The sequence below is a fragment of the Streptomyces pseudovenezuelae genome (assembly GCF_029892565.1).
GTDB classification, from domain to species: domain Bacteria; phylum Actinomycetota; class Actinomycetes; order Streptomycetales; family Streptomycetaceae; genus Streptomyces; species Streptomyces pseudovenezuelae_A.
The window spans coordinates 257,875-270,547 of the sequence record NZ_JARXVH010000013.1 but is presented as its reverse complement, the minus strand read 5'-3'; the positions used below and the strand labels follow the sequence as shown (position 1 = coordinate 270,547).

General features: G+C 69.8%; 10 protein-coding genes. 2 read left to right on the top strand and 8 right to left on the bottom strand.

Features of this window, described 5'->3' with window-relative positions; all coding sequences use genetic code 11:
- Positions 1-31: 31 nt before the first annotated feature.
- Genes M2283_RS35360 through M2283_RS35335 form a run of 6 tightly spaced genes read right to left on the bottom strand, consistent with a single transcriptional unit; the run spans position 32 to position 5,882 of the window.
- Positions 32-1,021, bottom strand: a complete 990-nt coding sequence (locus M2283_RS35360; RefSeq protein WP_280880558.1) for a UbiA prenyltransferase family protein — start codon at positions 1,019-1,021, stop codon at positions 32-34.
- A gap of 20 nt (positions 1,022-1,041) precedes the next feature.
- Positions 1,042-2,088 (bottom strand): NAD-dependent epimerase/dehydratase family protein, encoded by a 1,047-nt coding sequence (locus M2283_RS35355; protein ID WP_280880557.1) that lies wholly within the window; start codon positions 2,086-2,088, stop codon positions 1,042-1,044.
- Complete coding sequence (locus M2283_RS35350) at positions 2,076-3,521, bottom strand: aspartate aminotransferase family protein (RefSeq protein ID WP_280880556.1); 1,446 nt, start codon at positions 3,519-3,521, stop codon at positions 2,076-2,078. Before M2283_RS35350 ends, M2283_RS35355 begins: the two co-directional genes overlap by 13 nt.
- Complete coding sequence (locus M2283_RS35345; protein ID WP_280880555.1) at positions 3,518-4,525, bottom strand: lysylphosphatidylglycerol synthase domain-containing protein; 1,008 nt, start codon at positions 4,523-4,525, stop codon at positions 3,518-3,520. Before M2283_RS35345 ends, M2283_RS35350 begins: the two co-directional genes overlap by 4 nt.
- The gene (locus M2283_RS35340) at positions 4,522-5,547 is read right to left on the bottom strand and encodes a glycosyltransferase family 2 protein (RefSeq protein ID WP_280880554.1); all 1,026 of its coding nucleotides are present in this window, start codon (positions 5,545-5,547) and stop codon (positions 4,522-4,524) included. Before M2283_RS35340 ends, M2283_RS35345 begins: the two co-directional genes overlap by 4 nt.
- Positions 5,517-5,882 (bottom strand): hypothetical protein, encoded by a 366-nt coding sequence (locus tag M2283_RS35335; protein ID WP_280880553.1) that lies wholly within the window; start codon positions 5,880-5,882, stop codon positions 5,517-5,519. The genes M2283_RS35340 and M2283_RS35335 overlap by 31 nt, the downstream gene beginning before the upstream one ends.
- 551 nt (positions 5,883-6,433) lie before the next feature.
- Between M2283_RS35335 and M2283_RS35330 the strand changes: the two genes are divergently transcribed.
- Together M2283_RS35330 and M2283_RS35325 are read left to right on the top strand one after the other, a co-directional pair.
- The gene (locus M2283_RS35330; RefSeq protein WP_280880552.1) at positions 6,434-7,429 is read left to right on the top strand and encodes a helix-turn-helix transcriptional regulator; all 996 of its coding nucleotides are present in this window, start codon (positions 6,434-6,436) and stop codon (positions 7,427-7,429) included.
- A 309-nt stretch (positions 7,430-7,738) separates the two neighbouring features.
- Complete coding sequence (locus M2283_RS35325; RefSeq protein ID WP_280880551.1) at positions 7,739-8,938, top strand: glycoside hydrolase family 64 protein; 1,200 nt, start codon at positions 7,739-7,741, stop codon at positions 8,936-8,938.
- 94 nt (positions 8,939-9,032) lie between these two features.
- On the opposite strand, the gene M2283_RS35320 is transcribed toward M2283_RS35325, so the two are convergent.
- Positions 9,033-11,582, bottom strand: coding sequence for a discoidin domain-containing protein (locus tag M2283_RS35320; RefSeq protein WP_280880550.1), 2,550 nt, complete (start codon positions 11,580-11,582; stop codon positions 9,033-9,035).
- Positions 11,583-11,798: 216 nt separating this feature from the next.
- On the bottom strand, positions 11,799-12,656 hold the full coding sequence (locus tag M2283_RS35315) for a DMT family transporter (RefSeq protein WP_280880549.1): 858 nt from the start codon (positions 12,654-12,656) through the stop codon (positions 11,799-11,801).
- Positions 12,657-12,673: the final 17 nt, after the last annotated feature.

Here is a 12,673-nt window from a genome sequence, read left to right as displayed (position 1 = left end):
AGAATCGGAGAGCAGGTGGAGGGACAGGAGCTCAGAGCGGGTGGTGGGACAGGAGCAGGGCGACGGCGACGAGTACGCCCCACACGAGCGCGTTGACGACGGTGGCGCGGTCGCGCAGCAGGACGCGGACGGGTTCGGCGCCGCCGTCCTCGACGAGCAGCACCTGCAGATAGCGGGCCAGACCGAACACGGCACAGGGGGCCGACAGCAGCATCACCAGCGGCGCCTTGGACGCGAAGGTGGCGTCGTCACGCAGATAGCAGACGTACGACATCGCTGTCAGGACGGCCACCAGCACGACGAGATGGTCGAGGAACGCGCGGGTGTAACCGCGAAGGGCGGGACGGTGGGCGAGACCGGCCGCGCCCAGCTCGTGCCGGCGCTTGCCGAGCGACAGCATCAGGCAGAGGCAGAAGACGCACAGCGCGAGCCACGCGGAGACCCCGCTGCCCAGGGCCAGCGCACCCTGCGCGAGCCGCAGCACGAAACCGGTGGCGACGATGAACGCGTCCACCAGCGGCACATGCTTGAGCCCGCGGGCGTAGGCGAAGCTGATCACCAGATAGACGGCGGCGGGCCACCACCGCCAGGCGGGCCCGACGAGCGCCCAGCCGAGCAGCGACAGCGCCAGCCCACCGGCCAGTGCGGCCGCGGCCGCGACGGAGACCCGGCCGGAGGCGATCGGACGCCGGCGCTTGACCGGGTGCAGCCGGTCCCGCTCGCGGTCGGCCAGGTCGTTGACGACGTAGACGAGCGCCGAGGCCAGGGTGAAGCCGACCACGGCCCAACCGGTGCGCAGCAGCGCGGCACCCGACCAGGGCCGCGCGTCGAGCAGGGCGAGTGGCACCACGGCCAGGTTCTTCACCCACTGGTGCGGGCGCAGCAGTGCGAACAGGTCGAGCAGGTAAGGACGGTGACGGGCGGGTGCCTCGGCGTGAACAGGAGCATCCGGCGGATCGGGCGGTGCGGGTGGGACTGCCACCACGCGCGCGGGCGCGGGTGAGGACTGCGTGGTGTCCACGGCATGGGCTCCAGAGGGTCTCAGAAGAACACCTTGGCGAGGCTCAGTGCTCCCTGGCGCCATGGCTCCCGGCTCGTCCGGCCCTTGCCGGGGGTGTGTCCACCGGCCCGCCGCTGGGTGCGCCACCAGGCGTACGTGCGCAGGATGGCGTCCTGGTTGGACTGCTCGGGCTTGAAGCCGAGGCGCTCCTGGGCGCGGCTGATGTCGACGTAGGAGTCGTCCAGGAGCTTGAAGAGCAGCCGCCCGTAGACCGGTGACAGGTGCCCGCGTTCCAACAGCCGCAGCATGGTCAGGGCGGGTCTGGAGGGCAGGGGGACGACTCGTCGGCCGTGTCCCGCCGCGTCGAGCACGGCCTGGAAGTCCTCGCGCAGTGTGCCGAATTGTGCCGCTCCCAGGTTGTAGACGTCGTTGGCGGTCTCGGGGTCGGCGTGCAGGGCCAGCACCACGGCGTCCACGAGATCGTCCATGCCGAACATCTGGATGCGTACGTCGCCCTTGCCCAGGACGGGGAAGTTGCGCCCCTCCTCGGCCCATTCGAAGAGCATCGAGAACAGGCCCATCCGCCCGGGGCCCAGGAACGTCTTGGGGCGGAGCACCGACAGGCACATGCCGCGACCGCGGAACTCCTCGCAGACCTCCTCCGCCTCGGCCTTGGCCCTGCTGTACGGGTCCACCGGTTGCCGCGGATGCTCCTCGGGCGTCGGCACCTGCCGGGGGAGTCCGTAGACGGCCGTCGAGGAGATGTGCACGACACGGTCGACACGGGCCCGGTGCGCGGCGGACAGGACACTGCGGGTGCCGTCGACCGTCACCGAGCGGATCTGGTCGGCGGGATAGCTGGGCAGCGCCGCCGCGCAGTGGACGAGCGCGTCCACGCCGTCGAAGGCCCGGTCGAGGGACGCGCCGTCACGGATGTCGGCGACGACGTGACGCACCCCCTGCGGCGACCGCGCGTCCTCGCTCACGTCGATGCCCACGACGTCGTGGCCGTCCTCGGCGAGCCGGGCCACCAGATGCGAGCCGAGCATGCCGGCCGCGCCGGTCACCGCGATGGTCAGGCCGCCCATCGGGACACCGCCTTGTCCTTGAAGAAGGCGCCGAGCAGCCGGTTCATGCCCTTGGCCAGCGTCTTGTCCAGGGCGTCGAGGAAGATCTCGACCTCTTCGGCACTCGCGACGAGCGAGGGCGCCGCGACCAGGGGACTGCGGCCGTTGAGCGTGTAGTACATGTACACGTCGTGGTCGTGGTACATCGCGTTGACGACCGCACAGGTGATGACCTTGGTACGCAGCAGGGGATCGCGCGCCAGGCCACCGGGTGCGAGCTTCGCGGCGAGGTCCAGGAGCCGGGGGCCGCCGTCGAGGAAGATCCCGTACAGGGCGCCGGCCCCGCGGACGTCGGCGATGACGTCCGGGTACTGCTTGCGAAGACGCGCCAGCCCCGGCGCGAGGACGCGCTCGATGGCACGGGCCCGGCCCGGATAGTCGTCCTCGACGGCGATGTTGACGGCCTCGATGGCCGTCGCGGTCTCCTCGCCGAATCCGTAGTACGTGGTGCTGGTCGACTGGAGCATGGCGTCGCCGAGGCTGTCGTACGCGGCCCGGAAGACGGGCTCGCGCGCCACGAACGCGGAGATCGACGACTTGCCGCCGCCGAACGACTTGGATGTGGTCACCACGTCCGGCACAAGACCCGGATAGCGCATGAAGTGGAAGAGCGTGCCGGTCTTGCCCCAGCCGGTGTAGATCTCGTCGAAGATCAGCACGATGTCCTCGGCGGTGCACAACTCCCGCAGCCCGCGCAGGAATTCCTCGGAGCACTCGGTCATGGTCGAGGCGGAGAAGGGCTCGATGAGGATGGCGTACGTGTCGCAGCCGCCCTTGGCATCACGCGTCGCGTCGACAGCGGCGCGTACGGAGTCCAGATCGCCGTAGCGGAACGACGACACCCCGGGGATGCCGGGGAAGGCGAAGCTGTTCTGCGCACTGCCGGTCAGGCTGCCGGAGCCGAGCAGCTTGCCGTGGAAGCTGATGTCGGCGTGCAGGATCTGCTGGCGGCGGCCCCGGTGGTACTTGTACGCCAGCTTCACGGCGCCCTCGACCGCCTCGGCACCCGAGTTCGGCAGGAACGACATGTTCAGGTCGCCGGGCAGGAGTTGGGCGAGATTGTGGCCGAGCGCGGCGACGTACGGCGAGAAGTAGGTCTTGTGGACCTCCATCCTGCGCTGCTCCTGGAAGCGTTGGCGCGCCGCGAGGATACGGGGATGGTTGTGGCCGTGGCTGAGCACGCCCACCCCGCCGGTGAAGTCCAGGATGCGGCGCCCGTCGCGGGTGTGGATCCACGAGCCCTCGGCATGGTCGACCAGTTCGCGGCCGAAGCCGAACGAGGTCATCAACGCCACCTGGCTCTTGTTGATGTGGGCGCGATACAGATCGTGGACCTGACGCACCGACATCTCTTCGCAGTCGTCGACGGTGAGCAGGCGTCCGTCGGAAGTCATGCGGTTCCTTCCTGAAGCGCGGTTCGGGTGGATCGCAGGGGGCCGGCGGCGCGCGCCCAGAGCAGTGCGCCGCCGGTGGCGGCCACCTCGCTCAGCACGCAGACCACTCGGCTGGTGATCGCCGCCGCGGTGGCGGCGGGCAGCGGCAGGACCGGGCTGAGCAGCGCGAGCAGGACCAGCTCGCGCGCTCCCCAGCCGTCGGGCAGGACGAAGGCGAGACTCCCGGCGACCGTGGCGAGGGCGAAACCGCCGACGCACACGGGCAGGGAGGACAGCGGCGGAGCCCCGAACAGCACGGCGATGGCCCACAGATGGAGACCTGAGACCACCCAGGACACACCGGCCCAGCCGATCGAGGCGCGCACGGTCCGGAGCGAGCCCTGCACGGCCGACGCGGGGCGTCGGGCCAGCCGCATGGTCAGGGACACCAGGGCGTTGACCCAGCCGGGACGTGCGACGGCGGCCGCCGCCAGCAGGATCAACGGCGCCAGCACCCAGGCCTGGGCACCCAGCACGGCCGGCGCGACCAGCAGACCGAAGGCGGCTCCTGTGCTCGTTCCGATGACGAGACCGAGCCCGAAGGCGGCGATCATCTGCTCGGGGGCGATCCCGACGGCCTTGCCGAGTTGGACATGCGCGAGGACACCCCAGACCCGGCCCGGCACGAACTTGCTGATGACCCCGATGAAGAAGATCCGCGCCGCGTCGGCCGCCCGGATCCGGCGTCCGCCGTCGGAGAGCAGCACGCGCCACGACAGCATCGACAGGCCCAGACCGGCGGCGTTCGCCACCAACGCGGCACCGAGCAGCAGCACACCACCGGGACGCCCCGCAGCCTGTGACACCTCGGTACCGGCCCCGCGCACCGAACCCCCGACGGCGAAGACGGTGGCCGCGATCAACGCGACGGCGACGCCGATACGCAGCAGACGCGAGCGCCAGGACGGACGCGCACCGGGGTCCGGTACCGAGGCGGCAGGCTTGTCCTGCTCGGTGCCGGTCACGACGGGATCGCCGTCGCGGCACGGCCCCGGCCGCGCACGGACGGACCGAAGCCGGGGTCGATGACCCAGCGCACACCGCCGTGCAACGCGCCGAGCACCAGGGCCAGATGCACGGCGAAGTGCACGCCGGTGAACCACACCAGGAACGCGGCGCCCTTGCGGCGGGCCACGAACCGCGACAGTCCCGGATCGGCCACGGCGAAGGCCAACGCACAGGCCAGTGGCACCGCCAGCAGCCACAGACTGACGAACGCCAGCGGCAGGGTGGCGGGAACCAGCGCCGCCGCCAGGACACCGCGGGTGGGGTTCGCGCGCAGTCCGCCGCCGCGACGGCGCTCCACCGCGGCCACGGGGATGAGGAGTTGGGAACGCCGGTACTGCTCGGTGAGCATCGGCAGGAACCGGTCCACGTCGTCATGACGGCCCGCCACCGTCTCCGTGAGGCGGATGCGGTGGGCGACGGCCAGCCGGTCGCTGTACTCGACGTCCTCCGAGTCCCGGAGATTCTCGTCGAAGGGCCCGACCTCCTCGAACACCCGACGCTCGATCGCGGCCATGGCGAAGAAGGCGGTACCGACGAGACCGGCGCTGCGACGGCGCCAGAAGTGCGCGTGCAGGCAGTGGTACACCTCCACGGGGCCGTCGTCGAAGAGCGGCTCGGGAGACACGATCCCGTGCACACACCCCGTCTCCGGATCGCTGAGCAGCAGATCGACGGCGTTCTCGATCGCGTCGGGCTCCAGGGCGATGTCGGAGTCGAGGAAGAAGAGGATCTCGCCCCGCGCGGTCGAGACGCCGAGATTGCGCGCCGCCGACACCCCGCCGTTGTCCGGGCGGGCCACGAGCACGCAGGGGAACTCGCGGGCCACCTCCCGGGAGCCGTCGGTGCTGGCGTCGTCGACGACCACGACGTCCAGGGGCGCGAGGGTCTGTGCGTACACGGACTCCAGACAGGCCCGAAGCGTCTTCTCGTAGTTGTAGTTCGGGATGATCACCGACACGGTGGGGCGTACCCGTGGCATGGCGGGTCAGGTCCTTTCCGTCGGGGCAGTGAGCGCAGATCCGGAAGCCCGAGGGCCGACAGGCACCAGCCCCGCGGGCCGGGCTTGGTGGTGAGAGAGGCGAGGAGGAAGTCCAGGGCCGTGAGTTCGGCGTGCAGAGGATCGCGGCTCTCGATGAAGAGCGCGGCGTGCACCGAACCCCGCCGGCACACCACGGCGTACAGATGCGCAGGGCGCGGCCCCGGAAGCCGGCTGTCCTCGCACGCCGAACGCAGCCACAGCACGACTTCCTCGGGAGGCCAGGCATCCGGCTGCGCCGGGTCGAGCGGAACGAGCAGCGCGGTGACGAGGCGCACGGAGTCGGCCCCCCTGTATCCCGGTCACGCCCGCGAGAACCCGTCCGGGCAGCCGCCCGGCGCGATCGACGCAGTCACGCCCGCCGCGCCCGTCCGGGAGAGGCGGAAGGTCGGGCGACAGAACCTGCGCATGGAGATCTCCTCGCGAGAACGGTGTGGGACGGGGTGTGCGCAAGGGCCGCATGTGCCCTCAGCAGTGCATGAGCCTGCTGGTACGGACTGCCGCGCCGCTACGTTTCCCGGTGGCCGCAAGGTGCGAGGCAGGGGACTGCCATGCGCGAGCGGTGCCGAGAGGCCGTTCCCACCCAGGTCGGCGACGCGGTGGCAGGGGGCGGACAGTCCCCTTGTGGCCAGCGTCGCCGTGAGCCCGGTTCGATACGTCGAACACCCCGACGACCTGCTGATCTCCGCCCCGGCGGGCGGGAACAGTCCTCTCCACCTGGAAAAGCTTGGTCTAGACCTGTAACTGGGTGTCGCCATACACTCGCGCCTGGCATCGCCCGGGGCCCTGCCCCGGTACGCAACAGTGGACGATGGCGGGGGAGCCAGAAATGTTACAGGTGCTGGGACTTGATGCGCGGACGGAGCTGGTCTTCCGGCTCGTTCTGGAGGAGCCGGGGCTGAGACTGCACGAGATCGTCACCCGTCTGGGTCAGGACGAACAACAAGTACGCGCCGCACTCGACCGGTTGGCGGAGCTCTGCCTGCTCGACAGCCACCACGACACCGACTCCGAACACGCGGGCCCGGTCTTCCATGCCGTCGATCCGGCGGCCGGCCTGCCGTACTTCCTCTCACACCGAGAGGCCGAACTGGTCAAAGAACAACGGCAATTGGAGGCCGCACGCGAGATCGTCTCCACGCTCGCCGTGGGCGGCGCACAGGAAAAGGGCCGCAGATTCGACGTCATCAGACGCTTGGAGGGCGTCGACGCGGTCCGTGAACGCCTGGTCGAACTGGCCGAGTTGGCCCGCGTTGAGTGCCTGTCCGTCCTGCCGGGAGCCGCCCGGACGCCGGACACCCTCGCCACCAGCCGCCGCCTCGGCCGCCAAACCCTGGAGCGAGGCGTCCGCGTCCGCAGCCTCTACCAGGCCAGCTTCCGCAACGACCCCAACACCCTTCGCTACGTCAACTGGCTCGGCGAACTGGGCGCCCAGAGCCGCACGTTGCCCACCCTCCCAATCACCATGGTCGTCGTCGACAACGAAGTCGCCGTCGTCCCCCTCGACCCCGACGACGGCCGGGCCGGCGCCCTGGAACTGCGCAGCGCGGGCGCCGTCGCGGTGGCCCGCTCCCTCTTCGAGAGCCTCTGGACCTCGGCCACGCCGGTCGGCCCCGAACCCCCACGCGACACCAACGGCCTGACCGCGCAGGAGGACGAACTCCTGGCCCTGCAGGCCAAGGGCCACACCGACGCGACCGCCGCCCGACTCCTCGGCATCTCGCTGCGCACGGTCCGCCGGATGAACGCGGCCCTGGCCACCCGGATGAACGCCCGCAGCCGTTTCCAGGCGGGAGCGGAGGCGGCACGACGGGGGTGGATCTGACCCCCGTCACCTCACCGATCACCGGTCCGGCGTCCGACGGGCGCCGGACCGGCGGTGCTTAAGCGCGTGTTAAACGCGCCTTATGTATTCGTGGACTTCCGTCCGTTCCTCAAGTAGCCGCAGGTCAGCGGAATTTGGCGACTTCGCACTCCGGTTGGCGGGAGCAACGATCGTGCGTATCGTCGGGGCCCGTCGGCAGCGCACGCCGTACAGATGAGAGCGCTCTCAGGTCCCCGCGCGACCACACCCTGGCGGTGCGCCGGCACGGCTCCACCTGAACGTCCCCCACAGACAAGGTGAGTTCACGTCATGGCACCCCGTCACCCTCGCAACCTGACCCGCCGCAAGATGATGTTCGCCCTCGGGGGCGCGGCCGTAGCGGCTCCGGCCCTTGGCGCCATCGCCCCCTACGCGCTCGCCGATCAGCCGGCGGGCAAGACCACCGCCGCGGCGGGCCCGCTGCCCATGACCGTCGTCAACAACAGCGGTTCGTTCGACAACGCCTCCGTGCACCTGTACGTCGTGGGCAATCTGGACGGCAAGCAGGTTCGGCTCACTCCCGGGGGCGACGCCGTCCCCATCGCGGTCTCCGACAACGGCGCCGACGGCTTCACCGACTACGCGATCCCGCTCGCGGGCAGCGGCGCGACCACGCTGTCCCTGCCGTACATGTCGGGCCGGATCTATGTGGCACTGGGCCAGAAGCTCAAATTCAAGGCCGTGACGGACGGCAACGGAGCCGCGGCCCTGCAGTACCCGGCCGGTTGGGTCGAGTCGGACCCCAACTACGGCGTGCTGCACGACTGCGCGGAATTCACGCACAACGCGGACGGCATGTTCTGCAACACCACCATGGTCGACATGTTCAGTGTGCCGTTGGCCATCCGGCTCACCGGTGCCAAGGACCAGACGACAGGCACCCTGCGCGCGGGCGGCCGTTCCGCCGCCTTCGCCGCCGTCAAACAGGTCGAGGAGTTCGCTCCGCTGATCGTGGACGACACCCGCATCATCGCTCCCGGCCACGGCCTGGACGCCGGCATCTTCGGCAAGGACTACTTCGCGCCCTACATCGACGAGGTGTGGAGCACGTACACGGGCAAGGATCTCAAGGTCACCACCAACGCGGGTACGTTCACCGGCCGGGTGCGCGGCGAACGCCTCACCTTCGACGGTCCGGCCTCGGTGTCCTTCGCCAGGCCCACCACCCGTGACGTCCTCTTCTGCGACGGCAATCTCGCCGCACCCAACGACGGCACCACCGGCCCGGTCGCCGCGGTCCTGGGCGCGGGCTTCAACCGCTCGACACTGCTCAGCAGCACCGCCCAACCGACCACCGACCCCGCCGCCTTCTACCAGGGCGACCTGACCAACCATTACGCGAAGGCGATCCACGCGGCGACCGAGGACGGGAAGGCCTACGGCTTCGCCTTCGACGACGTGGCGGACTTCGCCTCCTACGTCCAGGACACGGCCCCGACCGGTTTCACCCTGACGCTGTCCGCCTTCTGACGCCTGCCGGTGCTGCGGGCCGCAAGGAACTGGCGGCCCGCAGCAGGTCTCATCCGGTTCGGCGGATCACCCTCCTCGGATCAACCTCCCCGGATCACGGGAACTGCGTGATCTTGGAGGGGACGGTGTCGGTGCCGGAGGTCGGCGCCCCGGTGTCGTTGACGACGTGCGCGTACTGGCCCTTGCCACCAAGGGAGATGACCAGTACGTCGTGCAACTTGACCCCGCTCTTGACGGGCACCTGGAAGCCGTGGCGCTGCACGATGGAGGGGTCGGACGTGTAGTTGCAGTAGCTGCCCAGACCCCAGGCCTCGTGTTCGTTCACCGTGTCGGCGACCTTGTAGGCGGCGTAGCCGACGATCCCGTCATGGGTGATGGCGGCGGCGTTCGGCGCGTCGTAGGCCTTCTCGTTCTGGAAGAAGATCGTGCGGCCGCGCTCGCCGCTCCAGAGCACGTCGTACTTGTTGAAGTGCTCCACGAACAGACCGGTGGCGAGGACGTCGTCGCCGTTGACCTTGAGGCCGTAGTCGGCCCGGTTGGTGTCCCAGCCGACGCCGTCGCCGTGATCGGCGCGCCAGATCCAGGTGTGGTCGATGACGACGTCGTCACTGTTCACGACCACCGAGTTCGTGGCCAGCCCGGGACCGGCACCACCGATCCGGACGAACACGTCCTGCATCGTGGTCGGGTCGGCGGAGTGGTCGGCACCGGCACCGGCGGGGCCGATCTGCAGCAGCGTGTCGGAGTTGGTGGCACCGGCGTCGATGAGGAATCCGGCGAGCCGGACGCCGTCGACATCCGCCACGTGTACGGCGTCCACGCCCCCGTCGGGCACGAGCGTGGCCAGGCCCAGGCCGAGCACCACCGTGTCGGCGCGCGTGACGTTGATCGTCTGGTCGAGGTGGTACACGCCGGGCGTGAACAGCAGATTCAGACCCTGCGCCAGCGCGGTGTTGATGCTGGCGGCCGTCGCGCCGGGCTTGACGACGTAGAACTGGCTGAGCGGGAGCGAGGTCCCGCCGGCGTTGGCGGGCCAGGACACCCCGCGGGCGTTGGTGCGCTTGCCGGGCACGAAGACCTTGTAGTCGTTGCCGTCGAGGTAGAGGAACGGCTTCTCGCGGGAGGTCGGGGTGGTGTCCAGCGTGGTGTACGGGCCGGTGTCGAAGTTGGTGGCCGGCGCTCCCTCGACACCCGTGAACGTCATGTTCCACACGCCGTTGGTCCAGCCGCCCACCGAACTGTCACGGGTGTACCACTGCTGCTGCGAGTACGGACCGACCGTACCGTCGATCTTCGAGTCGGCGATGTATCCGCCGGAGGCCCAACCGTAGCCGTTGGGCGCGAGGTTGAGGCCGCCCTTGACGTGGATACGGCGGAACGGCGCGGCCTGGGCGACCGCCCAGCGGTCGGTGCCGTTGGACGGCGTGATCGCGAGGTTCTCCGCCGAGCGCCAGAAGTTCTGCGTCGCGTTGCCGTTGAACCAGCCCGCGTCCACGGTGATGTCGCCGTTGATCTGGGTGTCGTCGGGGTTCAGCCCGAGCCCCGAGATCGAGGTGTAGAAGCCGAGTTGGGCGTTGATGCCGTTGTAGGTGCCCGGCTTGAGGAGGAACTGGTAGCGCCCGGAACCGAACTGCGCCGACTCCTGCTGCGCGAAGACCTGGTCGAACTTGGCTTGCAGGTTGGGCGTGGAGGGGTCCACGACGATCACGTTCGGGCCCAGGTCACCGCCGCCCTCGACCGGGGGAGTGCCATCGGATCCGGTGTGGACGGCGAACTCCCAGAGCGAGTATCCGTAGCCGGTCGCGCGCGCGGTCCCCAGGACCCGGACGTAGCGACCCGAACCGCTGAGGTCGTAGGAGGCCCGTCCGCCGGTCGCGCCGGTCACGGTCTTGAGCGTGTTCCAGCTCTGGCCGTCGGTGGAGGCCTGGATCTGGAAGTCCCTGGCGTACGCGGCTTCCCAGTTCAGGTCGACCTTGCAGAGGTCCTGGACCGAGCCCAGGTCGACGCGCAGCCACTGGGGGTCCGAGGCCTGGCTGGACCAGCGGGTGGAGTCGTCGCCGTCGAACGCGGCGGACGCCGGGGTGCCGGCGTTCTCCGTCGAGGAGGCGGAAGCGGCCTTGCCCTGGGCGGAGTTGGTGGTTGTGCAGGTGCCGGGCTCGGTCGTGCCGGTGGTGCCGAACACCTGGAACTCCCAGACGGAGTAACCCCATTGGGTCGCCCGGTGGACACCCTGCAGCCGCACGTACCGGCCCTGACCGGAGACGGCGAGCGTGTCGAGGCCGCCGTCCCCGCCGTTGACGGACTGCAGGTCGGTCCAGGTGCTGCCGTCGGAGGAGACCTGGACCTTGTAGTCCTTGCCGTAGGCCGTCTCCCAGTTGACCACGACCTGGCTGATGGTGGCGGAGGCCCCGAGGTCGACCTGCAACCACTGGTCGTCGGTCGCGGCGGAGGACCACCGCGTCCCGGTGTCGCCGTCGACCGCGCCGGCCGCGGGCGTGCCGGCGTTCTCGGTAGAAGAGGACGTCGCGGTCCTGCCCTGGGACAGGTTGGTGTCGGCGGCCGAGGCCGTCGGTGGCTGGATCGTGGGCAGGGTGATCAACGCTGCCGTTGCGGCGAGCGCGACACCCAAGGATCTGAGTCTCATGCCATGTTCCTCTGCGGGTGAGGTGCCTCTGGAAATGAGGTGAAGGACCGCCCCTGGCCAACGCGGTGCCATGTCGATCCATAAATGGATAAAGGCGGCCCATGGCTTAGTTCAAGACTTGATTTAACTGATGACTTCACACGTTCGACAACCCCTCGGAACCAGAAATCCTTCAAGTCGTGCACTCTGAGGGTGTGTTGACGCGTCGACGGCGACTCAGCGCACGATGTCGACGAGGTGCGGCACCACACGCGTCAGCCGCACCACACCCCAGAGGATCAGGCCCGCGCCGATCGCCTCGGGCAGGAGCCACCAGCCGGTCCGGATCGTCTCGTCGAACAGGACGACGCCCAGCACCAGGCTCACCGCCGCGTCGCCGATCGTGAGCGCGGGCTGCGAGGCGGCGAGCGGACCGGCCTGGAGCGAGTTCTCCAGCAGCAGGAGTGCGGCGACGCCGGTGAGCGCGAAGCCGTAGGTCTGCCAGGTGGTGAGGAAGGCCGGCAGTCCCGCGTCGGCGAGACGGCTCGTGGCCGACTTCATGAGCGCGGCGGTCAGCGCGTTGCCGATCGCGGCACCGGTCGCCAGGGTGGCGGCACGGAACAACGGCGAGGTCGAGGACCGTACGAGCAGCACCGCGGTGACCATCGCTCCCAGGGTGAGCACCAGGACCGGAATCCAGCGCAGCATGGACGCCTGCTCCCTGCTCCCCGCCGGAGCCGCCGAGGCCAGGAGAAGGGCGAGTCCGGCCACCACGCCGCCGACCGCCCACCATCCCTGTGCGCTCAGCCGTCGGTGCAGCAGCGGCGCCGCGATGAGCAGGGCGAAGGGCAACTCCAGCATGAAGAGGGGCTGGACGAGCGCCATCGGACCGTTGACCAGGGCGAGCGCCTGGAACAGCGCGGCACCGGTCACTCCGGCGATACCGATGGCCCATGCGGGACGCCGTACGAGAGCGAGCAGCAGGTGCACCCCGCCGCCCCGCGACACCGTGGACGCTGCCTTGCGCTGGAAGGCCGTCCCCACCGCATTGCTGACGGCACCCAGGACGGCGAAGAGTACGGCGAGCACCATCACGGCTCCACGGTGGGGTG